The 24,120-nt window shown below is 71.9% G+C and carries 18 protein-coding genes and 1 pseudogene; 16 read left to right on the top strand and 3 right to left on the bottom strand.

The features are described 5' to 3' along the window. Positions 1-686: 686 nt before the first annotated feature. Positions 687-2,129 (top strand): MFS transporter, encoded by a 1,443-nt coding sequence (locus tag FHX32_RS19360; RefSeq protein WP_167184852.1) that lies wholly within the window; start codon positions 687-689, stop codon positions 2,127-2,129. Positions 2,130-2,270: 141 nt separating this feature from the next. On the opposite strand, the pseudogene FHX32_RS19355 reads toward FHX32_RS19360, so the two are convergent. After that, positions 2,271-2,566, bottom strand: a pseudogene (locus FHX32_RS19355) (metal-sensitive transcriptional regulator). Positions 2,567-2,795: 229 nt separating this feature from the next. On the opposite strand from FHX32_RS19355, the gene FHX32_RS19350 reads away from it, so the two are divergent. Both FHX32_RS19350 and FHX32_RS19345 read left to right on the top strand, forming a co-directional pair. Continuing rightward, complete coding sequence (locus FHX32_RS19350) at positions 2,796-3,164, top strand: hypothetical protein (RefSeq protein ID WP_167184849.1); 369 nt, start codon at positions 2,796-2,798, stop codon at positions 3,162-3,164. A gap of 22 nt (positions 3,165-3,186) precedes the next feature. Further along, the gene (locus FHX32_RS19345) at positions 3,187-4,749 is read left to right on the top strand and encodes a P-loop domain-containing protein (RefSeq protein ID WP_167184847.1); all 1,563 of its coding nucleotides are present in this window, start codon (positions 3,187-3,189) and stop codon (positions 4,747-4,749) included. 230 nt (positions 4,750-4,979) lie between these two features. On the opposite strand, the gene FHX32_RS19340 is transcribed toward FHX32_RS19345, so the two are convergent. Next, positions 4,980-5,774: a DeoR/GlpR family DNA-binding transcription regulator gene (locus tag FHX32_RS19340; protein WP_167184844.1), complete on the bottom strand. Its 795-nt coding sequence runs from the start codon at positions 5,772-5,774 to the stop codon at positions 4,980-4,982. Between the two features lie 356 nt (positions 5,775-6,130). On the opposite strand from FHX32_RS19340, the gene FHX32_RS19335 reads away from it, so the two are divergent. The 12 genes from FHX32_RS19335 to FHX32_RS19280 are packed head-to-tail and all read left to right on the top strand — an operon-like array spanning position 6,131 to position 21,372. Further along, on the top strand, positions 6,131-7,072 hold the full coding sequence (locus FHX32_RS19335) for a PfkB family carbohydrate kinase (RefSeq protein ID WP_167184840.1): 942 nt from the start codon (positions 6,131-6,133) through the stop codon (positions 7,070-7,072). Then, positions 7,069-7,956 (top strand): hypothetical protein, encoded by an 888-nt coding sequence (locus FHX32_RS19330; RefSeq protein WP_208418882.1) that lies wholly within the window; start codon positions 7,069-7,071, stop codon positions 7,954-7,956. Before FHX32_RS19335 ends, FHX32_RS19330 begins: the two co-directional genes overlap by 4 nt. A 2-nt stretch (positions 7,957-7,958) precedes the next feature. Continuing rightward, positions 7,959-9,359 (top strand): hypothetical protein, encoded by a 1,401-nt coding sequence (locus FHX32_RS19325; protein ID WP_167184838.1) that lies wholly within the window; start codon positions 7,959-7,961, stop codon positions 9,357-9,359. Positions 9,360-9,384: 25 nt separating this feature from the next. After that, positions 9,385-10,683: an extracellular solute-binding protein gene (locus FHX32_RS19320; protein ID WP_167184836.1), complete on the top strand. Its 1,299-nt coding sequence runs from the start codon at positions 9,385-9,387 to the stop codon at positions 10,681-10,683. Between the two features lie 5 nt (positions 10,684-10,688). Next, positions 10,689-11,675 carry a carbohydrate ABC transporter permease gene (locus FHX32_RS19315; RefSeq protein ID WP_486481194.1) on the top strand — a complete coding sequence of 329 codons (987 nt, stop codon included), beginning with the start codon at positions 10,689-10,691 and terminating at the stop codon, positions 11,673-11,675. Between the two features lie 10 nt (positions 11,676-11,685). Beyond that, positions 11,686-12,501 carry a carbohydrate ABC transporter permease gene (locus FHX32_RS19310; RefSeq protein WP_167184834.1) on the top strand — a complete coding sequence of 272 codons (816 nt, stop codon included), beginning with the start codon at positions 11,686-11,688 and terminating at the stop codon, positions 12,499-12,501. Next, complete coding sequence (locus tag FHX32_RS19305; protein WP_167184832.1) at positions 12,498-14,831, top strand: TIM-barrel domain-containing protein; 2,334 nt, start codon at positions 12,498-12,500, stop codon at positions 14,829-14,831. The genes FHX32_RS19310 and FHX32_RS19305 overlap by 4 nt, the downstream gene beginning before the upstream one ends. After that, positions 14,824-15,936 carry a M24 family metallopeptidase gene (locus FHX32_RS19300; RefSeq protein ID WP_167184830.1) on the top strand — a complete coding sequence of 371 codons (1,113 nt, stop codon included), beginning with the start codon at positions 14,824-14,826 and terminating at the stop codon, positions 15,934-15,936. The genes FHX32_RS19305 and FHX32_RS19300 overlap by 8 nt, the downstream gene beginning before the upstream one ends. Positions 15,937-15,951: 15 nt before the next feature. Then, entirely contained in the window at positions 15,952-17,373 is a 1,422-nt protein-coding gene (locus FHX32_RS19295) for an NAD-dependent succinate-semialdehyde dehydrogenase (RefSeq protein ID WP_208418881.1), read from the top strand. 6 nt (positions 17,374-17,379) lie between these two features. Then, the gene (locus FHX32_RS19290; protein ID WP_167184827.1) at positions 17,380-18,141 is read left to right on the top strand and encodes a sulfite exporter TauE/SafE family protein; all 762 of its coding nucleotides are present in this window, start codon (positions 17,380-17,382) and stop codon (positions 18,139-18,141) included. Beyond that, positions 18,138-19,658, top strand: a complete 1,521-nt coding sequence (glpK, locus tag FHX32_RS19285; protein WP_486481193.1) for a glycerol kinase GlpK — start codon at positions 18,138-18,140, stop codon at positions 19,656-19,658. The genes FHX32_RS19290 and glpK overlap by 4 nt, the downstream gene beginning before the upstream one ends. A 7-nt stretch (positions 19,659-19,665) precedes the next feature. Next, a complete protein-coding gene (locus tag FHX32_RS19280; protein WP_486481241.1) occupies positions 19,666-21,372 on the top strand; it encodes a glycerol-3-phosphate dehydrogenase/oxidase in 1,707 nt (568 codons plus the stop codon). 144 nt (positions 21,373-21,516) lie between these two features. On the opposite strand, the gene FHX32_RS19275 is transcribed toward FHX32_RS19280, so the two are convergent. Then, on the bottom strand, positions 21,517-22,239 hold the full coding sequence (locus FHX32_RS19275; protein WP_167184822.1) for a FadR/GntR family transcriptional regulator: 723 nt from the start codon (positions 22,237-22,239) through the stop codon (positions 21,517-21,519). Positions 22,240-22,456: 217 nt separating this feature from the next. Here FHX32_RS19275 and FHX32_RS19270 point away from each other — a divergent pair, with 217 nt between their 5' ends. Beyond that, positions 22,457-24,073, top strand: a complete 1,617-nt coding sequence (locus tag FHX32_RS19270; RefSeq protein ID WP_486481192.1) for an ABC transporter substrate-binding protein — start codon at positions 22,457-22,459, stop codon at positions 24,071-24,073. The last annotated feature ends 47 nt before the right edge of the window (positions 24,074-24,120 follow it).

Here is a 24,120-nt window from a genome sequence, read left to right as displayed (position 1 = left end):
GGGGACGTCACGACACAGTCGAGTCCCGCAGGCCCTGGACCGGGACTGACGGGCTCCGGTGGTGGTGGCGAGGCCGACAGCCGACACCTCGTCTCTCTGTCAACGTGGGGCGGGAAGCGGCGGCGGGATGGCGGGGTCGGCCCAGTCTGCCGCGAGGGATCGACTTGGCCGACCCCGGCGGTCAGTTGGCCAACTGGTAGCCGGCCTGGTCGACCGCCCGGCGGATGTCGGCGGTCTCCAGCGGGACGTCGCTGATGACGCTGACCACCCCGCGGGTGACATCGACCTCGACGGATCTCCCTTGCTCGTGGTGGGCTGCAAGGTGGATCGGGAGCGGGCCCAGCCGGCGGCGACGTGAGAATCAGCAATCCTGGCGTAGGGCCCTGGCCTGGGCCGGTCACCAGACACTGCGCCTGGTGCTCATCGATGGCCCTGGTTGCGCCGGTCATCCGGACCGCCGGGCCGTCCCATGGTCCGGCTTCGCTGTGGCCGTGCTCGCCAAGCCGTGCGTGCCTGGTCCCGATCTGCCTTGCGATCTCTCCGAGAGACTACCCATAGGGGGTATTGGACACAAGGAGCCCCATGTCCGCTCGTGGTTGACGTCGATCACTTGACACGGCATACCCCTAGGGGGTACACCTTCACCACCTACCCATACCCCCCAGGGGCATAGAGGAGTGGTTGTGATGTCGCACGGAAACAAGCGATGGTGGGCCCTCGGCCTCATCGCGCTCGCCCAGTTCATGGTCATCATGGACACGTCGATCATCGGCGTCGCCCTGCCTCGGATGCAGACGGATCTGGGCTTCTCGCCGGAGAATCTGTCCTGGGTGTTCAACGCCTACGTGGTGGCCTTCGGTGGCCTGCTGCTGCTCGGCGGCCGGCTGTCGGATCTGTTCGGCGCTCGCCGGATGTTCGTCGCCGGGTGGCTGGTTCTCTTGGTCGGCTCGGCCGCGGCGGGCCTGGCCGACGGCGTCGCCGTCGAGCTGGCTGCTCGCGCCATTCAGGGTGCCGGGGCGGCCCTGATCGCGCCGTCGGCGTTGACGCTGCTGATGATGCTCTTCGGCGCCGAGCCGCGGGAGCTCACCCGAGCCCTGGCCCTCTACGGAGCTGCCGCCCCCGCCGGTGGCACCGCCGGCGTGTTCCTCGGCGGTGTCATCACGGAGTACGTCAGCTGGCCGTGGGTCTTCTACATCAACATTCCCATCGCCCTGCTGGCCGTCCTCGCGACCCCGGCGCTGATGCCGGCGGGCGGCGCCCGTCGTGGCTCCCTCGACGTCGCCGGTGCCCTGACCGTCACTGCCGGTCTCGGTGGCGCGGTGTATGCCATCGTCCGCGCTCCTGAGGTCGGCTGGACGTCCGCTCAGACCTGGCTGGTGCTGGCCGGTGCCGTGGCGGCGCTGGTGGCGTTCGTTGCCATCCAGGCGGCCCGTCGCGAGCCGCTGATGCGGCTGTCCATCTTCCGCACGCCGAACCTCGCCGCGGCGAACGTGGCGCAACTGCTGCTCGGCGCGGCGTGGATTCCGATGTGGTTCTACCTGAACCTGTACCTGCAGCAGGTTCTCGGCTACAGCGCCTTCCCCAGTGGTGCCGCGCTGCTGCCGATGACAGTCCTCATCATGGTCGGAATGATCGCCATCGCGCCGCGGGCCATCGGTCGGTTCGGACCCAAACCGATGGTCGTGACGGGACTCGCGGTCCTCGCTGCCGGCCTCGGGTGGCTCGCCCTGATCCGGCCCGACGGCACCTTCGTCGCGGACGTCCTGCCCGCCTCACTCGTGGCGGCGCTCGGCATGTCCCTGGCCTTCATCCCGTCCCTCGGCACGGCGATCTCCAGCGCCCGGCCGGAGGAGGGCGGACTGGCCTCGGGCATCGTCAACACCAGCTACCAGGTCGGCTCGGCTCTCGGGCTGGCCGCCATGACCGCGGTCGCCGCCTCCTACGGCGCCAGCCAGCTCGGCGACGTGCCGGCCCTGACCGACGGCTACTCCGCCGCCTTCGTCGGCGCCGGCATCGTGGCTGCCGCGGCGGCTGTCATCGCCGGGATCACGCTGCGCACCGCCGCGCCGCGCCCGGAAACCGTCGTGACCCCGACGCCCGACCCGGCTGACCGGGCATCCGCACGCTGACCGATCCGATGAACTCCGTGGGGCGGCCGGCCGTCATGGCCGACCGCCCCACAGGTGGCCAACGGGGAGTGGCGGTCGCCGCCTGATATGGGGCGACAACGTCCGTCCTCCGATGTCACGGCCGGCTACGCAGGCCGGCGATCAGGGGCAGGTGCGCTTCATCCGGCGGCCGACGGCGACCATCATCTCGGTTGCCATCTCGTCGGCCCGGCCCTCGGCGGCCCCTTCGTGCATGCAGTGGCGCGCGTGCCCGTCGAGCAGGCCGAGCGCCACCTTGTCCAGCGCTGCCTGGATGGGTGAGGACGTCGATGCAGTACCGGTCGTCGTCGACCATCTTTCGATGCTCGGACTTGCCCCTCGGCGCGGCGTAGCCGCGCGAGCAGCCGGTCCTCGCTGGCGGTGTAGCCCCGGATCGGGGTCGGCGTCGGTGTGGTCATGGATCCCAAGGGAGCGTACCCCTCGGGGGTATGCGATGGCCGTGGACGGGAGTACCCCTGTCAGGGTTGACTGGCCGTTGCCGAGGTAGTGATGGCGTTGCACGGCTCGGATCACCGATGATGGAAACCGGCAACTGTTTGAGTACGAGGGCCACCATCGGGTGGCGGGCGGGTGCTACTCGCTAGCGCTTGGGCCGGGCAGGACCGGTACGGGGAAGTGGAGGTTGCGGTGACCGGGGTGGAGCTGATCGTGGCAGCGTTGGCGGGCGGCGCGGCGGCAGGTGTCACGGAGGTGACCGGCACTGCGATCCAGGATGGTTACGCGTCGCTGCGGGAAGCCTTGCGCCGCGCGTTGGCCAGGCGCGGCGAGCATGCCGTGCGAGCGCTCGACGCTGAGAGCAGTGACCCCGGCGTGTGGCGGGTGCGACTCGGTCAGGATCTCATCGACAGCGGCGCCGACCGCGACGAGCGGATCCTGGCGATGGCGCGCGAATTGCTGGCCCAGGTGGAGTCGGCCGGTAGGTATCAGGTGGACCTGTCACAGGCCAAGGGAGTCCAGCTCGGAGACAACAACGTCCAGCACAACACGTTCAACTGACGGCCGGCTACCGATGGCCAACATGGACAAGCCCGATCCGGCCCGGCCGGCGCTCGACGCACCGTACGCCCGGGGCCTCCAGGTCGGCAACAACAACATCCAGAACAACACCTTCCATCAGTACGGGTCGTTGGCGCGTTCGGCGTATCTGGAGCAGGTGCGGTCGCTCGCCCCCGTCGAACTGAAGGACCGCGAGCAGGAACTGCGGCAGATAACCGAGTTCTGCACCGGCGCGAGACAGCGCCCGTACGCGTGGTGGCAGGCTGATGCCGGCGTCGGCAAGACCACACTGATGTCGTGGTTCGTGCTGAACCCTCCTCCGGGTGTGCGGGTGGTGTCGTTCTTCGTCACGACCCGGCACGCCGGGCAGAGCAACCGTGCCGGGTTCGTCGATGTCGTAATGGAACAGTTGGCCGAGCTGCTGGGCGAGTCGATGCCCGCGCACCTGACCAGGGCTACCCGCGAGGCACACCTGCTCGGTCTGCTGAAGCGGGCGGCGCACGCGTGCCGGCGCCAGGGCCAGCGGTTGGTGCTGGTGGTGGACGGGTTGGACCAGGACTCCAGGGTTCGCGAGGGGGCGCGGTCGTACAGCATCGCCGGGCTGCTGCCCGCGCGGCCCGAGGCCGGGATGCGGATCGTCGTGGCCGGACGCCCGGCCGAACTTCCCGCCGATGTACCCACCGGGCATCCCCTGCGCGACCCGGGTGTCGTCCGGGTCCTTGATCGGCCCGCGTTCATGGTGAAGCAGGCTGAACTGGACGTGCTCATCGCGGCCAGGGCCGAGGAGCGCCGGCAGCGCTCGGAGGAGCAGCGTCTGCGTGCCGAGCAGGAGTTGGTGGCGCAGGCGGAGCGCGAACTGGCGCGGCTCAAGCAGGAGTGGGCCGCTGCCGAGGCCGACAGGCTGCGCCCGTTCGCTCGGATACGTGCGATGGCGATCGCCGTGACGATCACCGGCGGCTGGGCTCTCGCCGTCGTCGTCGTGGCATGGCTCAGTTTCGGCCTCTACGACGCCGACCTCGCGGTGGTCCTGACGCGGCAGGCGATGGCGGCCGGCGCGTTGGTCGCCATCGGCTTGGCCGTGCATGCCGCGCGCCTGGGCGCCGGGTACCGTCCCGCGCTGAAGGCGCGGACATCCTGGATTCCACGTCGGCGCGCCGCGCGCGCGGTCGGGGCGATGGCCGGCGGCGTCCTGCTCGTATCCAGCCTGATCGCCCACGATTACCTGGTCTACCGGGATGAGCGCCTGGTGCGCCCTGACCACGGGAGCCTGCCGTCCTTTGGTGAGCTGGTGACGATCGTGTTCCTCGTGCTGGCGGCGGTGGGATACGTGCTCGCCGGGCTGATCGGGGGTGCCGACCTGCTGAGTCCGTGGCGGGAGCGGCAGCGGGCGCGGGAGGCCGCGTACCGGACCGCCCTCGACGGCGCCGGACGCGCCACGGCCAGGGAGGGCTGGGACGCCGCGGCCGCGGCCACCAGGTCTCCCAACGCGGCGGTGCGAGCCAGGGCGTATCAAGAGGCGAGCAGTCTCCTGATACGGGACTATTCCCGCCTCGTCGACCGCGACGGGCGCAAGCGCCGCCGCTGAGGCCTTCGCCGGACCCACGAGGCGTGCGGCGGCCAGCAGTCAGCTCAGGATGTGCGCTGAAGCACGCGGCGGACGACGCCGACCGCGATCCAGCTGCCGCCGCCCAGGAGGCTCAGACCGAACAAGGCCACCTCGCCCGATCCACATCAGCATCGCAGGAGTGTCGCACCAACATCGCCTCTGGCGGGGCCAGGCGAGGACCGGTTCCGGCAACGGCGGGATGACCTGCGTCAGTCGTCGCAGACGACGAGTTCCACGTCGGCCGCGCGCAGCGCGTCGGCCACCGCCGGCGGTGGTGGCTGGTCGGTCACCACCATGTCGACCAGGTCGAACGTGACCAGTCGGATCGGGGCGGAGGTGGTGAACTTGGTGTGGTCGGCGAGGACGACCACCCGGTCGCAGATGTCGATCAGGGCGCGCTTGGTGGGGCGTTCCACGTCGGCGGCGACGTAGATGCCACCGGCGTTGATGGCCGCGGCGGCCAGGAAGAAGACCTCCGCGTGCAGGCCCTCCAGGCACCGGATGGTGATCTCACCGACCAGCGCCTGGCTGTCCGCGAGGAGTTGCCCACCGAGGGCCACGACCTGCACGTCGGGTAGGCCGAGCAGGTGTTGCAGCACGGGGATCGAGTGGGTGATGACGGAGCCCTGGAAGCCGGGTGGCAGGTGGGTGGCCAGCTCATACGCGGTGGTGCCCGCGTCGACGGCGACGGTCGCGTTGCGGTCGATCAGGGTCGCGGCGCGTTCGGCGATGCGTCGTTTGCTCTCCGCCTCCTGTCCGGCCCGGCTGGCGAAGCTGGCCGTGCGCAGGGTGCCGTGCGGCAGGCTCGCTCCACCGTGGACCACCCGCAACTCGCCGGTCTCCGACAACCGCTTCAGGTCGCGTCGGATGGTCATGTCGGAGACGCCGAACAGCTGGCTCAGGTCGGTGATGGAGGCGAAGCCGGTGGTGTGCAGGCGTCGCATTATCGCCTGACGCCGCGCCGCCGCGCTCGTCGGCGTGGCCACTTCGCTCGTCACCGCCACCGCCCTCTCCTCGTCGCGGTCGTCTCCGTTGCTGCGCCGGGCCCGTGCGGCCGCCATGTGGACCGGGGCGGGCGCGTCGGGCGCCGATGCGACCGCGGGGACTTCAACTCTACGGCCGAGCCTCGCACGCATTGACCGTCGCGTGTGCCGCGGCGTGCCCCGGGCTCCGCCGTACGTGCTCTGGTCATCCCACCTCCCCGATCCTGTGCCGGCCCACGCCGCCCCCTGGATCGTCGCTGAGCCTACCCCTGGGTGTTGACTTCCGAACACCCATATGTTTTGTTTTTAACACAGCAGGCGGTGGTGCCGGTCACCCTACCGCCCTTGACCAGCAGAAACACGTCGCGGAGGTCCGGATGGCGAGTAGCACGTCACCACCCCCGATCGTGTTCGTCGGCGCCGCCACCTTCGACGCGATCACGCTCGTCGATCACTTCCCGGAGCCGGACGAACGCCAGGTCGCCGCCGCCGTCCGGTACGCCGGCGGCGGCCCGGCCGCCACCGCCGCCGTCGCCGCCGCCCGGCTGGGCGTGCCGGCAGCCTTCGTCGGGGCGGTCGGCGACGACGACGAGGGGGAGCGGATCGTCGCCGGGCTGCGCGCCGAGGGCGTGGACACCACCGGGGTACGCGTCGTGCCCGGGCAGCCGTCCCAGGCCAGCGTCGTGGTCATCGACCGCTCCCGGGCCACCCGGGCCATCTGCACCCGCCCGGTGCCACCCCTGAGCCTCGGCGACGACCCGGCGCTGCCGGACCGGATCACCGGTGCCGCCTGGATGCACGTGGACCACCGCGGGTGGCCGGTGGCCCGGGCCCTGCTCGACCGGCTCCCGGCCGCCGCCCGACCCCGCATCTCGGTCGACGGTGGCAACCCGATCGCTGGCCTGCGGCTGGCCGACGTCGACCTGTACGTGCCCACCGTCGAGGCACTGACCGCCCGCTACGGGTCGCTGCCGGTGGCCGACCTGCTCGGCCGGGCGCTGGCCGAGGGCGCGAAGACCGTGGTGGCCACCCGGGGCGCCGGGGGATCGGTGGCCGCCCGGGCCGGACACCCACCGACGGAGGCGGCCGGCCTGCCGATCGACGTGGTGAGCACGCTCGGCGCCGGGGACGTCTTCCACGGCGCCCTGCTGGCGGCGTGGGTCCGCGACCTGCCCCTGGCGCAGTGCCTGCGCTACGCCAACGTCGCCGCCGCGCTGTCCTGCCGTGGGATCGACGGCCGCTCGGCCATCCCGAACCACGCAGAGGTGCTGTCCGCCCTGGACGGTGTCCTTCCCGATCGACAGGAGGAAAACCTGTGAGCTCAGGCCCCACCACCGCACCGGACCTGTCCGTGCTGCGCCGACCCTCAGGTGGGTACGCCATGCTCGCCATCGACCAGCGCGAGGCGATGCGGGCCATGTTCGCCGAGCACCAGGCGGCGCCGGTCAGCGACGAACAGGTGACCGCCTTCAAGCTCGCCGCGGCCCGCATCCTGACCCCGTACGCCTCCGCCGTGCTGGTCGACCGGCAGTTCGCCTTCGACCGGGTGGTCGCCGAGCGGGCGGTCGCTCCCGGCTGCGCCCTCATCGCCGCCGCCGACCGGTTCCACACCGCCCATGGAGAGCTCGTCGGCGAGGTCGACATCGACCCCGACGTGGTGCCCGAGCGGGTCCGGAACCAGGGCGCCGTCGCCCAGAAACTGCTGGTGCTCTACCGGCCCGACACCGACCCCGGCCCCCGGATCGCGATGGTGGAAGAGTTCGTCGACCGATGCCGGCGCGCCGGCCTGATCAGCATCGTCGAGCCCGTTTCCCGCCGGCCGCTCGACGGCCGTGCCTGGGACTGGGACGAGGGCGTGCTGGCCGCCGCCGCCGAACTCGGCTCGCTCGGCGCCGACCTGTACAAGGCCGAGGTGCCGCTGCGCGGCCAGGGCGACCCGGACGAGATCCGGCGCCGCTGCGCGCGGATCACCGAGACCGTGGCCAGCCCCTGGGTGGTGCTCTCCTCCGGGGTGCCCCAGGACGTCTTCCCCGAGGCGGTCCGGCTGGCCTGCGCCGAGGGCGCCTCCGGGTTCCTGGCCGGACGGGCCGTCTGGGCGTCCTGCATCGGCGCCACCGACCTGGAGACCGAGTTGGCCACCCACGCCGTCACGCGGTTGCGTCACCTCGGCGACGTGGTCGACGCCGCGATGGGGGAGCGGTGACCATGCCCCGCGTCGTGATGGTTCCGACCGCCCGCCCGACCTTCGTGATCGACGTGGCCCGGCAGCGGGCGGAGCAGGCCCGAGCGCTGCTGACCGACCTCGGCGCCACCGTCACCGGCCCGACCGACCTGGTGATGACCCCCGAGGACGTGGCCGGCGCGGCGCGCTTCGTCGACCCGGACGCCGACCTCGTCATCAACGTCTGTGCCTCGTTCTCCGACGCGACCCCGGCGCTCGCGCTCTACCGCGACCTGGGCCGGCCGGTGCTGCTCTGGTCGTTCCGGGAGCCCGGCCCGGTCGGCGACCGGCTCTGGCTCAACTCGTTGTGCGGAGCCAACCTCTTCGGCCACGCGCTGGTCGGCGTCGGTGCGCAGGTGCGCCTGCTCTACGGCGACCCCGACGAGCCGCAGGTCCGCGAGGCGCTGCGCCGCGCGCTGGCCGGTGAGCTGCCACCGGCGCCGCCGCAACCCGACCGCCACCGGGAACGCGGCGACCGCGCGGACGCCGAGCGCGCCCTGGCCACCCTGCGCGGGCGGCGCGTCGGCCTGCTCGGCGACGCGCCGCCCGGGTTCACCCCGAGCGAGTACGACCCGGCCCTGCTGGACCGCCTGTTCGGCCTCGACGTCGCCCCGCTGACCGTGGACGCCGCCTTCGACCGGATCGGCGCGGTCGGCGAGCCGCAGCGAGCGGCCGAGCTGGCGGCGGTGACCGCGGCCCGGCCCAGCCTCACCGGCCTCGATCCCACCGAGGTGGCACGGCACGCCGGGGTCACCTGCGCGATGCGGGACTGGACCGCGCAGGACTCCCTCGCCGCGGTGGCGGTCCGCTGCTGGCCGGAGTTTCCCACCCGGCTCGGCGTGTGCCCGTGCTCGTCGCTGTCCCGCCTGGCCGACGAGGGCACCCCGACCGTCTGCGAGCGCGACGTCTACGGCGCGGTGACGATGCTGTTGCTGGAGGCGCTCGGCTCGGGCACCACCTACCTGGTCGACACCGTCGACCTCGACGCCGCCGCCAACGTGGTCCGACTGTGGCACTGCGGATCCGCGGCGACCAGCCTGGCCGCTGACCCGGCCCGAGCGACCCAGGACGTGCACTGCAACCGCCGGATCGGGGTGGCGGGCAACTTCAGCCTGCGCACCGGCCCGGTGATCATGGCACGACTGACCGAGGTGCCGTCCGGTGACGGGCTGCGGCTCCTGATCGCCGCCGGTGAGTCCCTGCCGGCGGTCAACCGGTTCCAAGGCAACACCGCCGATGTCCGACTCGACACCGACGCCACCGCTTTCGTGCACGGGCTGGTCACCGGCGGCTTCCCCCACCACACCGTGCTCGCCTGGCGGGACGTCCGACCCGCGCTGCGGGCCGCCGCCGATCTGCTGAACATCCCCGTCGTTGAATGGTGACGACTCCGTCCCGAGGAGATGAGTCATGACTACCCACCCCCGTTCGTCCTACCGCCGCCGTGACCTGTTTCGCCTGCTCGGACTGACCGGCGTGGCCGCGGCCACCGCCGCCTGCGCCGGCCCCGGCGGCGACAGTGGCGGTTCCGGCGCGCCGAAGGCGGTCCAGACCGGCAAGCCGACCGGCGACGTCTCCTTCGCCCACTGGCGCGGCGAGGACCGGGAGACGTTCGACAAGCTGATGGCCGCCTTCACCGCGAAGTTCCCGGAGGCGAAGATCACGCAGGACATCGCGCCGTCCAACGACTACAACGCCCAGGCGTTGCAGCGGCTGCGCGGCGGCAACGTCGGTGACGCCTTCGCCACGTTCCGGGGCGCCCAGTTCGAGAACTTCGTCAAGGCGCAGGTCTACACCGACCTGTCCGGCTCCGCGATGCTCGACCGGTTCGAGCCGGGGCTGCTGCAGGCCGGCGCCCAGGGCGGCAAGCAGTACGGCCTGCCGTACCAGGTGGTCTTCCCGATGCCGCTGTACAACGCCGACATCTTCGAGCGGGCCGGCGTGTCCGAGCCGCCCGCCGACTGGGACGGCTTCCTCGCCCTCTGCGAGAAGCTCAAGGGCCAGGGCGTGGTACCGATCGCCTGGCCGGGTGGTGAGCCGGGCAACGCCGGCCAGCTGTTCAACTCGATGGTGTCCAACAACGCGCCCACCGACGACATGTGCACGAAGATCGAGCAGGGCGAGGCGAAGTGCACCGATGACTGGTTCCTCAAGACGTTGGACCAGTACGCCCAGCTCCGCCCGTACTTCCAGCCGAGCCCGACCGGCACGGCGGTGGAACCGGCGCAGCAGCTCTTCGCCACCGGCAAGGCCGCGATGCTCGCCACCGGCAGCTACCACCTCGCCGCGGTCCGCGCGCTCGGGGCGAAGTTTCCGATGAACGTCATCGCGCCGATCACCACCAGCAAGGACAAGGTTCGCAACGAGGGCGTCTACAACGCCACGTTCATCCTCGGGGTCAACGCCAAGTCCGACGTGCAGCCGGCCGCGCTGGCCTGGCTGGACTTCCTCAGCGACCCGGCCAACGCCGCCACCTACGCCAACGCCACCGCTCAGCACCTGACGGTCAAGGGGGTCGACTACACCAACGCCGACCTCAAGGCCACCCAGCCCTGGCTGAGCCGCAAGACGCTGCTCGCCCCCCGGTTCCAGTTCCTCGACCTGGACATCCGCAACGCCGTCGAGGGCGCCTGCGTCAAGGTAGTCGGTGGCACCGCACCCCAGCAGGCGGCCGAGGAGGCCCAGCGGATCGTCGACCAGCGCAGGTAAGTGCCGTGACCCCACGAACCGCACATGGACGCGCCGACCCGCCGGGTATCACCGGCGGCTCGGCGCGGCCGGGCGCCGCCACCGCCTCGCGCCCCGCCGCCCGGCGGCCGCGCCGCCGGGCCACCCGCGTGCACCCGGGCCTCTACCTGTTCCCGCTGCCGGCGGTCGCCCTGCTGGTCGTCTTCTTCGCCATCCCCACCGCGCAGGCCGTGCAGTACGCGATCACCGACTGGGACGGCTTCAGCGCCGGCTACAACGTCGTCGGCCTGGACAACTTCACCCGGGCGTTGACCGGCGACGACCTGTTCCGCAACGCGCTGGTCAACAACCTCAAGTTCATGCTGGTGGTGGTGATCGCGCAGACCGCGCTGTCGCTGCTGCTCGCCGTCCTGCTGGCCCGCAACTCCCGCGGCAGCGTCATCCTTCGGTCGCTGTTCTTCTTCCCCACCATCCTGTCCTCGGTGTCGGTGGCGTTCATCTGGAAGTTCGTCTACGACCCGAACTTCGGCCTGATCAACCGCTCGCTGGACGCCGTCGGGCTGGGCGGGATGCGCTCGTCGTTCCTCGGCGACGACCAGGCGATCTACTGGGTGGCGATCACCCAGGTCTGGTTCCACGCCGGGCAGATGATGGTGGTCTTCGTGGCCGGTCTGCAGTCCATCCCGGTCGAGCTCTACGAGGCCGCCGGCATCGACGGCGCCGGCCGGTGGGCGAAGTTCCGGCACATCACCTGGCCGATGATCGCGCCCGCGACGGCCATCGTGGTCGCCTACACCACGATCCAGTCGTTCAAGGCGTTCGACCTGATCCTCGGCCTCGGCGGCAACCCCCCGAAGTCGTCGCTGGACATCCTCTCCACCCGCATCTACACCACGTTCGCCAACTCGGACTTCGGTTACGCCGCCGCCGAGTCGCTGCTGTTCATGATCCTCATCGGGGTCGTGACCATCACGCAGCGACGCATGCTCCGGGCGACCACGGCGGACACCTGAGGGAGGCCCCATGCTCGCCACACTCGGCCGACGCGCCATCCTCGCCTGCTACGCGGTCCTGATCGTCGTACCGCTGACGGTGATCCTCTTCGGCACGTTCAAGACCACGGGCGCCCTGTTCGAGAACCCGTTCGCCCCGCCAACGTCGCTGTCGGCGCAGAACTACCGCACGGTGCTCACCGAGCAGAACCTCAGCGGCGCGTTCGTCAACAGCACCCTGGTGACCGTCGCGTCGGTGACGCTGACGCTGTTCCTCGGCAGCCTGGCCGCGTACGGGGTGGCCCGCATTCCCGGCTGGCGGGGCTGGCTCATCTTCGGGTTCCTGGTGCTGGGCATGTCCGTGCCCGCCCAGGCCAACATGATCCCGCAGTACGTGCTCTTCGGCCGGCTCGGCCTGCTCGACAGCCTGCTCGGCCTGATCCTGATCAACGTCGTGGTCACCCTGCCGGTTGCCGTGTTCATCCTCGGCGGATTCATGCGCACCCTGCCCAGCACCCTGTACGAGGCCAGCGCCCTCGACGGCTCCGGACCGTGGCGGACCTACCGCTCGGTGGTCATGCCGCTCTCCCTGCCGTCGCTGGCGGCCACCGCGATCTTCCTGTTCGTCATGCACTGGAACGAACTGCTCTACCCGCTGCTGTTCATCCAGTCCGCGGAGAAGCGGACCCTGCCGCTGGCGCTGCTCAGCTTCCAGGGCGAATTCCAGACCGACTACCCGCTGCTGTTCACCGGCGTCGTGCTCTCCTCGCTGCCGGTGGTGGTCGGCTACGTGCTGCTACAGCGCTACTTCGTCGCCGGTATGACCTCCGGCGCGGTGAAGGGGTGACCGGCATCGTGCACGACGCGGAAACGGGCACCCCCGAGATCCTGCGCCGGGTCAACCGGGTCCGCCGCGACGGCCCGGACGTCGTGGTCGACGTCGACGCCCACCCGGCCGTCCGGCTGCCCGGCACACCGGGTTGGCTGACCGGCGAACCCGTCACCGACCAGGGCGTGGAAACCACCATGCCCAACCTGCCGGACCTGCACCTGCCGCCGCTGACCACCAGAACCTGGCAGGTACGGGTGGCGTTCGCCGGGCCCCGCACCGTGCGGATCGTGGTGGCCCCCACCGGCGCCCGGGTGCTCACCGAGGACCCGACCTGGCTGGGGATCGTCACCGACCCCCGGCCGGAACCGGTCGACCCCCACATCGAGGAGCACCCCGCCCATCTCACCGTCAGCGCCGGTCAGGTGGGCGTACGGATCGGCCGGTTCCCGTTCGCCGTCACGATCACCGACGCCGACGGACGTACGGTGCTGCGCACCGGCGAACGACTGCGCCAGGTCGCCGGGTTCCCCATGGCCCCGCCCGTGCTCGGCGATGGCGAGCACACCACTCTGCACTGCGAACTCGGCCCGGAGGAGGAGATCACCGGCTTCGGCGAGCAGTTCGGCCGGCTGGTCAAGAACGGGCAGCGGCTGCTGCTGCGGGTCGAGGACGCGCTGGGCACCGGCACCGGCATGGCGTACAAGCCGGTGCCGGTCTGGCACTCCACCGCCGGTTACACCGGATTCCTCAACACCGGCGCCACCGTCACCGCGGACGTCGGGCACACCCGGCCCAGCGTGCTGGCCCTCACCGCCGCCGACGAGGCGATCGACCTGTACGTCTGCGTCGACCCCGACCCGAAGACCCGGCTCGGCGACTACACCGCGCTGACCGGCCGGCCGAACCGCCCACCGCTGTGGGCCTTCGGCTACTGGATGGGACGCTGCCGCTACCACTCCCGTACCGAGATGGAGGGCGTCGCCCGGGGCATGGCCGAGCACGACGTCCCCTGCGACGTGCTGCACCTCGACCCCGACTGGCTCGTCGTGGACCGGCTCAACACCGACTTCATCTGGAACACCGACCGCTTCGGCGACCGGGCCGCGTTCGTCAAGGCCCTCGACGCGTACGGCTGCCGGCTGTCGGTGTGGGAACTGCCGTACCTCGACCCCGCCTCCCCGCGCTACGCGGCGGCGGAGGCGGCCGGCTACCTGGTCCGCGACACCGGCGGGGCGACCGCCCGGTTGCGCGGCACCCCCACCCCGGACGGCCGGCCCCGCGCACTGATCGACTTCACCAACCCGCGGGCCCGCCGCTGGTGGCAGGACCTGCACGCCGACTTCCTCGACGACGGGGTGGCGGTGTTCAAGACCGACTTCGGTGAGGGGCTGCCCGACGACGCCGCCCTCGCCGACGGCACCCCGCCCCGGCACGCCCACAACCTCTACCCGCTGCGCTACAACGGCGCGGTCAGCGCGGCGATCGCCGAACGGACCGGCCGGGACCCACTGGTCTGGGGGCGCTCCGGCTGGGCCGGCTCGCACCGCTACCCCGGCCAGTGGGGCGGGGACGCCGAGTCCACCGTGGCCGGCATGCGCGCCACGGTCCGCGGTGGCCTGTCCTACGCGCTGTCCGCACCGGGATTCTGGAGCCACGACATCGGTGGCTTCTTCGGCCCCGAACTCACCCCCGCCCTCTACGTGCGGTGGACGCAGCTCGGCGCCCTGTCGCCGCTGATGCGCGCCCACGGGCTGCGCCCCCGGGAACCCTGGGCGTTCGGCCCGCGCGCGCTGGCCGTCAGCCGGGACTGGATCCGGCTGCGCTACTCACTGCTGCCGTACCTGTGGCGGGTCGCCACCGAGTCCGCGGCACGCGGCTGGCCGATGCTGCGGCCGTGCGCCCTGCACGACCCGCACGACCCGGTCGCCACCGGCCTCGACGGGCAGTTCCTGCTCGGCGAGGACCTGCTGGTCGTACCGGTCTTCGACGACGGCGACGAGCCGGTCCACCGCCGCTTCCACGTCCCGGCGGGACAGTGGACCGACCTGCTCACCGGCGAGCGCTACCAGGGCCCCGGCTGGCACCGAGTCGAGGTGCCGCTGGAGCGGATGCCCGTGCTGGTCCGCGACGGCGCGGTCATCCCCCGCGTCGACCTGCCGGAGGAGTTCCGCCGCACCGACGACCTGATCGGACTGCCGTGGACGCTGCACGTCTTCGGCGACGCCGACCACGACCTGCGCCTCGCCGGCTTCGACGGCACCGACACGACGGTGCGGATCCGGGGCGCGGTGGCAGAGGCGGCCGGCGGGCAGCCCGTCCGGCGGCAGGTGGTCCGGCATGGGTGACGACCTGCCCGGCAAGCTCGCCCGGCTGGCCGCCCTGGCCGACCGGCACGGCCTGGACACGCTGGTGCTGCGCGAGCCGGCGACGATCAGCTGGCTCACCGGCGCCCGCTCCCACGTGCCGCAGACCCTCGACGCGTCCTGCCTGGACATCGTCGTCGACTGCCGGGACCGGGGCGCCGACCCGGACGGTGGACGCCACGCCGCCGCCCGGCTGACCGTGGTCGCCAACGCCATCGAGGCGCCCCGGCTACGCGACACCGAGCTGGCCGACCGGGCCGTCGACTGGGCCGTCGTGCCGTGGTGGGAGGACCGGTCGGCGGCGTTGCCGACCGGTCCGGGCGTCGGCTCCGACCGGCCCGCTCCCGGCATGGTCGACCTCCGCGCCGACGTCGCGGCCCTGCGCCGGCAGCTCACCGCCGCCCAGGCCGAGACGCTGAGCGGCGTCTGCGCCGACGCCGCGCGGGCTGCCACCGCCGCCGCCGGTCGCTGCGTGCCCGGCATGACCGAGTACGCCGCCGCGGCGCTGCTCGCCGCCGAACTGCTCGACCGGGCGCTGGACCCGGTCGCGCTCTTCGTCGCCGCCGACCGCCGGGGGGCCGCGCACCGCCACCCGCTGCCCACCACCGCCAGCATCACCGACCGGGTGATGCTGGTCTGCTGCGCCCGCCGTGACGGCCTGATCGCCAGCGTCACCCGGATCCGCTGCTTCACCCCGCCCACGGGGGAGGACCGGGACGCCTACCGGCGGCTGCTCGACGTGGAGGCGGCCTTCCTCGACGCCAGCCGGGTGGGGACGCCGATCGGCGACGTGGTCGCCGCCGGCGTCGCCGCCTACCCCACGTACGGCTTCGACGCCACCGAGTGGCATCGGCACCACCAGGGCGGATTCTCCGGCTGGCAGCCCCGGGAACACCCCGCCCACCCCGGCTCGGCGGACCCGCTCACCGCGGGCAGCGTCGTGGCCTGGAACCCCTCGGCTGCCGGCTGGAAGGTCGAGGACACCTGCCTGGTCACTCCGGCCGGGCCGCGCCCCCTGGTGCACGACCCGGACTGGCCGAGCGTGACCGTCGCCGGCCGGCACCGCCCTGATCTGCTCATCGACTGAAGGAGGGTCACCGACGTGACGGGCACCATGCTCATCGACGGGACCTGGCACACCCCCGACCACCACCTCGACGTCACCGATCCGGCCGACGGCAGTGTCGTCGGCCAGGTCGGGTGGGGCGACGCGACCGACGCCCGGCGCGCCGCGGATGCCGCCGCCGCCGCGTTCGACACCTGGGCCGACACTCCGCCCCGGGTCCGCGCCGACCTGCTGCTACGGGCCGCCGAACTGATCGGCGAGCGGCAACGCTCCATCGGTGAGCTGCTGGCCCGGGAAGCCGGCAAGCGGCTGCCGGAGGCGCTCGCCGAGGTTTCCTTCAGCGCGGAGTACCTCCGCTGGTTCGCCGAGCAGGCCCGCCGGCCCCAGGGCGACCTGCTCACCAGCGAACAGCCGGGCCGCCGGCAGCTCACCCTGCGCCGCCCCACCGGGGTCGTGGCCAGCCTGACCCCGTGGAACTTTCCCTGCTCGATCCAGGCCCGCAAGCTCGCGCCCGCCCTGGCCGCCGGCTGCACGGTCGTCGCCCGGGTGTCGGAGAAGGCCCCGCTGGCGGTCACCGAGCTGATCCGGACGCTGACCGACGCCGGGCTGCCCGCCGGGGTGGTCAACCTCGTGCACGGACCGGCCGCGGAACTCACCGACGCGCTGCTCGACCACCCCGCCGTCCGGGTGGTCACCTTCACCGGTTCCACCGGCGTCGGCAGCCGGATCATGGCCCGCGCGGCGCGCCGGGTCGTCCGGCCACTGCTCGAACTCGGCGGCAACGCGGCGTTCGTCGTCTTCGACGACGCGGACCTCGACGCCGCCGTCGAGGGCGCCGTGCTGGCCAAGACCCGCAACACCGGCCAGTCCTGCGTGGCCGCCAACCGCTTCCTGGTGCACGAGCGGGTCCACGACGAGTTCACCGGCCGACTAGCCGAGCGGCTCGACGCGCTGCGCATCGGCAACGGCCTCGACGACCCCTGCCCCGACCTCGGCCCGGTGATCGACTCCGACCGGGTCGACGCGGTCACCGCGCTGGTGGACGAGGCGCTCGCCGCCGGCGCGCGCCGACTCACCGACGAACGGGCGGTGCCCCGGCACGGGCACTACCTGCCGCCGACCCTGCTGGCCGACGTGCCCGACCACACCCGCATCGCCCGCGAGGAGGTCTTCGGACCCGCCGCCGCCGTCTTCCGCTTCCGCGACGAGGACGAAGCCGTCGCCCGGGCCAACGCCACCGAGCTGGGCCTCGCCGGTTACGTCTACAGCCGGGACCCGGCCCGCATCTGGCGGATGGCCGACCGGATGCAGGTCGGCATCCTCGGCGCCAACGACCCGCTGCCGTCGGTGGCGTTCGCCCCGATGGGCGGGGTCAAGCAGGCCGGGCTCGGACGGGAGGGCTCCGCCGAGGGCCTGGCCGAGTTCACCGACCAGCGCTACCTCGCCTGGCGGCCGTGATTCCCGGTGACCTGGCTGCAGCTGACCGCACTCGCGGCGGCGGTCTTCGTCGGCGCGGGGACGCAGCGCGTCACCGGCCTGGGATTCGCGCTGGTGGCATCGCCGTTCGTGGTGCTGCTGACCGACCCGTTCAACGGGGTGCTCCTGGTGAACCTTTGCGGCACCCTCACCGCACTGGTCGTGCTCGTGCAGGTGTGGCGGGACGTGGACGTCCGGCGGGCCGGCCTGCTGCTCGGCCCGGCCGTGGTGGCCGTGCTGCCGGGCGCCTGGGTGGCCCGGAACCTGCCCGGCCCGGTGCTCTCCGTCGTCGTCGGCGGGCTGGTGCTGGCTGCGCTGGCGGCGGTGCTCGGCCGCGGTCGTACCCGCCGACCGGCCGACGCCACGCCCGACCTGGGCGGGGCCGTCCGCGACGTCAGCGCCAGCCTGCTGGCCGGGGCCGGGTCGGGTTTCATGAACGTCACCGCCGGGGTCGGCGGCCCGGCGATCACCGTCTACGCGATCTCCACCAGCTGGCCGCAACGCTCCTTCGCGGCCACCGCCCAGCTCATCTTCGCGACCCTCGGTGTCGCGTCGCTGCTCGCCAAGGGCAGCCTGCCGTCCCTGCCGGCGGCCGGGTGGGCCCTCGTGGGCGCCGGGCTCACCGTCGGCGTCCTCGTCGGTAACCGCCTGTCCGACCGGGTACCGGCGCGCCGGGCTCGGCAGGCCGTGGTGGCCCTCGCGCTGACCGGTGCGGCCATAACCGTGGTGAAAGGAGTGGTTCAGCTGTGAACAACGCTGTCCCCGGCGGTCTCGTGCTGGCCGTCGATCAGGGCACCACCAGCACCCGGGCGTTGCTGGTCGACGCCGACTGCCGCGTGGTGACGGCGGCGCAGGTCGAGCACCGGCAGCACTTTCCCCGGCCGGGCTGGGTGGAGCACGACGCCGACGAGATCTGGGCGAACACCCGTACCGTCATCGCCGACGCCCTCGACCGGGCCGGTCGCACCCCGGCGGAGCTGGCCGCGGTCGGCATCACCAACCAGCGGGAGACGGTGGTGGTGTGGGACCGCCGGACCGGCCGGCCGATCCACCGCGCCGTCGTCTGGCAGGACACCCGCACCGAGGAGCTGTGCCGTCAGCTCGCCGGCCCGGCCGGCCCTGACCGGTACCGGTCGCGCACCGGCCTGCCGCTGAGCACCTACGTCTCCGCGCCGAAGATCCGTTGGATCCTCGACCACGTGCCCGGTGCCCGCGAGGCCGCGCAGCGCGGGGACCTGGCCGCCGGGACCATCGACAGCTGGCTGGTCTGGAACCTCACCGGCGGTGTCGATGGCGGGCTGCACGTCACCGACGTCACGAACGCCTCCCGGACCATGCTGATGGACCTGGCCACGGTCGACTGGAACGCCGACCTCGCCGCCGAGCTGGGGGTGCCGCTCACCGTCCTGCCGGACATCCGCGCCTCCAGCGGCACCGTGGCCCGCGGCCACCGGGACGGGCCGCTGCCCGGCGTACCGGTCAGCGGCATCCTCGGCGACCAGCAGGCCGCGCTGTTCGGGCAGGCCCGCTTCGCCCCCGGCGAGGCGAAGAGCACCTACGGCACCGGCGCGTTCGTCCTGCTCAACACCGGCTCCGACCCGGTGCCGTCGAAGCACGGCCTGATCACCACGGTCGCCTACCAGTGCCACGGGCACGACCCGGTGTACGCCCTCGAAGGGTCCATCGCCGTCACCGGCGCCCTCGTGCAGTGGCTTCGTGACAACCTGGGCATCATCCGGCGCGCCGAGGAGGTCGAGGTCCTCGCCCGGCAGGTCGACGACAACGGCGGCGTGTACCTCGTACCGGCCTTCTCCGGCCTGTTCGCGCCGCACTGGCGGCCCGACGCGCGAGGAACGATCGTCGGGCTGACCCGCTACGCCGACCGCCGGCACCTGGCCAGGGCGGCGCTGGAGGCCACCGCGTTGCAGATCGGCGACGTGCTGGAGGCGATGCGCACCGACACCGGCCTGGACCTGCGTGAGCTCCCGGTCGACGGGGGCATGGCCGCCAACGACCTGTTGCTGCAGATCCAGGCCGACCAGCTGGGAATCCCGGTGGTGCGACCGGAGAACGTCGAGACGACCGCCATGGGCGCGGCGTACGCGGCCGGCCTGGCCGTCGGGATCTGGCCCGACCTGGACACGCTGCGCCGGCACTGGCGGGTTGGTGCCCGCTTCCATCCCACCCGGGACCTCACCTGGCGGCTGGAGCAGCGCGATACCTGGCGAGCGGCCGTGAGCCGATCATTGAACTGGACGGGGAGGTAAAGACATGATCAACCCAACGAGGCTGGGACCGTCGGAACGCGCCGAGAACTGGCGGCGACTGGGGTCCGAGCAGTTCGACATCCTGGTGGTCGGCGGCGGCGTCACCGGCACCGGCGTCGCCCTCGACGCCGCCACCCGCGGGCTGCGGGTGGCCCTGGTGGAGGCACGCGACTTCGCCGCCGGCACCTCCTCCCGGTCCAGCAAGCTCTTCCACGGGGGACTGCGCTACCTGGAGCAGCTCAACTTCGGGCTGGTCAAGGAGGCGCTGCGGGAGCGGGAACTGATGCTCACCCGGATCGCCCCACACCTGGTCCAACCGGTGTCGTTCCTCTATCCGCTGCGCCACCGGATGTGGGAACGCCCGTACGTCACCGCCGGGCTGACGCTCTACGACACGATGGCCGGCAAGCGTTCGGTGCCCCGCCACCAGCAGCTGTCCCGCAGCGCCGCGCGGCGGCTCTGCCCGTCGCTACGTCCGGACGCCCTGGTCGGGGCGATCCGCTACTTCGACGCCCAGGTCGACGACGCCCGGCACACCATGACCCTGGCCCGCACCGCCGCCACCTACGGTGCGACGGTGCTCAACTCCGCCGAGGTCGTCGAGTTCCGGCGCACCGGTGACCGCATCGTCGGCGCCCGGGTCCGCGACGTGGAGACCGGCGCGCACACCGACGTTTCGGCGACGGTCGTCATCAACTGCGCCGGGGTGTGGACCGACGAACTGCACCGGCTCGCCGGCCAGCGCGGGCAGTACAACGTGCACGCCTCCAAGGGAGTGCACCTGGTGGTGCCCCGGGACCGGATCCACTCCAGCACCGGCCTGATCCTGCGTACCGAACGGTCGGTGCTGTTCGTGATCCCCTGGGGCGCACACTGGATCGTCGGCACCACCGACACCACCTGGGAGTTGGGCAAGGCCCACCCGACCGCCACCGAGGCGGACATCACCTACCTGCTCGACCAGGTCAACGAGGTGCTGGCCACCCCGCTGACCCGCGACGACATCGAGGGCGTCTACGCCGGCCTGCGACCACTGCTGGCCGGCGGCACCGACGACACGACCAAGCTGTCCCGGGAACACGTCGTCACCCGCACCCAGCCCGGAATGCTCTCCGTGGCCGGCGGCAAGTACACCACCTACCGGGTGATGGCCGCCGACGCGGTCGACGCCGCCGCCGTCGACCTCGACCGGCCGCTGCCGCGCACGGTCACCGACCGGATCTCCCTGCTCGGTGCCGAGGGCTACCCGGCGCTGCGTAACCAGGTCTCCGTTCTCGGCCAACGGTACGGCCTGCCCACCTGGACCGTCCGCCACCTGCTGGGCCGCTACGGCTCACTGATCGGTGAGGTGCTGGCCGCCGGCGAGGACGACCCGTCGCTGCTGCTACCCATGCCCGGCGCCGAGCGTTACCTGCGGGCGGAGTTCCGCTACGCCGCCACCCACGAGTCCGCCCTGCACCTCGACGACCTGCTCGCCCGCCGGTCGCGCATCTCCATCGAGGAGAGCCACCGGGGTACGGAGACGGCCGAGGCGGTCGCCGACATCGTCGCGGACGTGCTGGGCTGGGACGAGCAGCGCAGGCGTGAGGAGGTCGAGGCGTACATCGCCCGGGTGGAGGCGGAACGGCGCTCCCACACCCAGGCTGACGACCCAGCCGCGGAGGCCGTCCGGGTGGCGGCACCGGACAGCCGGCTGACCACCGTGGTCGCCTGAGCGGGGGCGACGAGCGGCAGCGTCACCGGCGGGCGCCGGTCTCATGTGATCCGGTCCGTGGCCGAGGGCGTCACGGTCCCGCCGTGCCGGTGGGTCTCCATACGCAATCCCACCGGCGGCGGGATCCGTGGGCGAGGCTGCGGGTCAGGATCGATCGCGTAGGCGTGCCAGCCGCTCGCGTACGCCGTCGAAGTGGGCCCGCACGGCGGTAACGGCTGCCTCCTTGTCGCCGGCGACAACGGCTTCGTGGATCGCCCGGTGACGGTGCATGACCTCCTGCGGTGACTCGGTCGGTGCGCCGAGGTCCAGCCGTAGCTGGTGGTACACGTCCCAGAAGGCGCCCAGCAACTGGCCGACGAGGGGGTTGCGCAGCGGTAGGTAGAGCACGTCGTGGAAGAGCCGGTCGGTCTCCGGTGAGACGGTCCCCAGACGGGCCTCGACCGCCATCTGGTCCAGCACGTCGGCTGCGGCATTCAGATCGGCCTCGCGGTGCCGTTCGATGAGCTGGATGACCAGGCCGCTCTCCAGCGCCTCCCGGACCTGCATCAGGTAGGCGAGCTGGTGGCCGCCGCCGGCGGGGGTGATCCGGCCGTGGAAGGCCAGTTCGTCGACCAGTCCGCCGAGGGACATCTGCCCGACGAACATGCCGAAGCCGTGCCGGATCTCGACGATGCCCACGGCCTGCAACGCCTTGAGCGCCTCCCGGACCGAGTTGCGGCTGATGCCGAGTTCTCTCATCAGCTCCGTCTCGGTGGGCAACGCGTCGCCGACGCCGAGGCCCCGGTCGAGGATCAGTCGTTTCACCGCCTCCCGGGCCTCGGCAGCGCGACTCGTTCGCGGGCGGACGGGACGGTCGGCAACGCTCATGCTCGGGGGGCAACCTTCCGCTGGACATCCTATGACTTTCGTCGGCCGACCCTTTCCGGCCGGTCGCCGAGGCCGAAACATCCGGGAAACCTCAATGACTCATTCCCTTGACCCGATTGCTTCGGCCACTCTAGCCTCCATCCTAGCCGGGGAGGTGGGATGTGGAACGTCCCACGTCCTAGCAGTTACCTCAGTCACCCAATCGGTAGGAGGCACCGTGAGCGCCCCGGTATCCCGCCCTCACTACAGCCGCCGCGACTTCCTGCGCTTCAGTGGGATGCTCGGCGCGGCGGCGGTGGTGACGGCCAACATCTCCGCCTGCCAGTCCGGACCGGCGTCCACCAGTTCGGTGGGTGCCGGTGCCGACAAGGACCTGGTCACCGCGGTCATCGGCTACGGCAACGACCAGAGCTGGGACCCGACGATGACGGCCTCGGCGTTCTCCATGGCCGCCAACAACCACATCTACGAAGGGCTGATCGAGACCGACCCGGTCACCCGCGAGCCCTACCCGGCGCTGGCCACCGCGCTACCCACCGACACCGCGTCCACCGCGTGGCGGTTCACCCTGCGCGAGGGCGCCACCTGGCACGACGGCCAGAAGGTGACGGTGGACGACGTGCTCTTCACCTTCGAGCGGGTGCTCGACACGTCCACCCTGGTCAGCTCGTTCTTCCGCGCCTGGCTGAAGGAGGTGCGGCGGGTCGACGACCGCAGCGTGGAGCTGGTCTTCCATTTCCCCTTCCCGGACGCCCTGCGCCGCCTCTCGATTGCCAAGATCATGCCGAAGCACGTGTTCGGCGCTGCCGGCGGCTGGGACGCCGCCAAGGGCGGCAAGGCGGTCGGCTCGGGCCCCTACCGGCTCACCGCGCACAACCCGAAGTCGAACACCACCTTCGAGGCGTACGCGGACTACAACGGTCCGCGCAAGGCCCGGTTCAAGAAGATGAACTGGCTGTCGATCGTCGACAGCTCGGCGCGGGTCGCGAAGATCTCCGGGGCGTCGGCCGAGGCGCAGATCGCGGACAACATCCCGTACGCCAACATCGACCAGCTGAAGAAGTCCGGCCTCACCGTCGAGGGCGGCAAGGGCATGAACCACATGTTCCTGATGTTCAATACCGGCGCCAAGCCGTTCGACGACGTACGGGTCCGCCAGGCACTGCTCTACGCGATCGACACGCAGAAGATGATCGACGTCGCGCTCAAGGGCCACGGCACCGCGTCCACGAGCTTCCTCAACGAGCAGAACCCGTCGTACGCGAAGGCGAAGACCGTCTACAGCTACGACCCGGCCAAGGCAAAGGCCCTGCTCGCCGCGGCGGGCGTCACCAACCTGTCGATCACCCTGATGGCGGTCAACGTCAGTTGGATCGCCGACTGCCTGCCCACCATCGCCAACTCCTGGAACGCCATCGGCGTCAAGACGACCCTGCAGCCGCAGGACACCAGCGCGCTGTTCACGAAGATGGACCAGTCTCAGGACTACCAGGTCGTGGCCGCAGCGTCGAACCCCAACCAGTTCGGCCTCGACGCCGACCTCATCCTCCGCTACAACTACTCCCCGGGCGGCACCTGGATGAAGTACACCAAGTGGGACAGCAGCGCCGAGGCCAAGAGTCTCTTCGCGCTCATGGACCAGGCCACCCGGGAGCCGGACCAGAGCCGCAAACTCGCCCTGACCCACCAGTACCTGGACGTCATCGCCGAGCAGGCCGTCCTCTACCCGGTGGTGCACACCGAGTTGATGACCGCCTGGGACCCCAAGCGGCTCACCGGCATCCGCCCGCAGGCCTACCCGGGCATCAACCTGCTCCAAGCCGAGCGCGTCTGACAGCAGGGCTGCCGGGCGGCCGGACCGTCACCGCCCGCCCGGCAGCC

It is taken from the genome of Micromonospora sp. CNZ280 (assembly GCF_011759515.1).
This window is presented reverse-complemented; position numbering and strand designations above follow the sequence as displayed.

Bases quoted from the DNA above. Each gene is read 5' to 3' on its own strand.
- FHX32_RS19310 (WP_167184834.1), top strand. From the start codon at position 11,686: ATGCTCGCCACACTCGGCCGACGCGCCATCCTCGCCTGCTACGCGGTC.
- FHX32_RS19320 (WP_167184836.1), top strand. From the start codon at position 9,385: ATGACTACCCACCCCCGTTCGTCCTACCGCCGCCGTGACCTGTTTCGC.
- FHX32_RS19325 (WP_167184838.1), top strand. From the start codon at position 7,959: ATGCCCCGCGTCGTGATGGTTCCGACCGCCCGCCCGACCTTCGTGATC.
- FHX32_RS19300 (WP_167184830.1), top strand. From the start codon at position 14,824: ATGGGTGACGACCTGCCCGGCAAGCTCGCCCGGCTGGCCGCCCTGGCC.
- FHX32_RS19345 (WP_167184847.1), top strand. From the start codon at position 3,187: ATGGACAAGCCCGATCCGGCCCGGCCGGCGCTCGACGCACCGTACGCC.
- FHX32_RS19360 (WP_167184852.1), top strand. From the start codon at position 687: ATGTCGCACGGAAACAAGCGATGGTGGGCCCTCGGCCTCATCGCGCTC.
- FHX32_RS19275 (WP_167184822.1), bottom strand. From the start codon at position 22,239: ATGAGCGTTGCCGACCGTCCCGTCCGCCCGCGAACGAGTCGCGCTGCC.
- FHX32_RS19335 (WP_167184840.1), top strand. From the start codon at position 6,131: ATGGCGAGTAGCACGTCACCACCCCCGATCGTGTTCGTCGGCGCCGCC.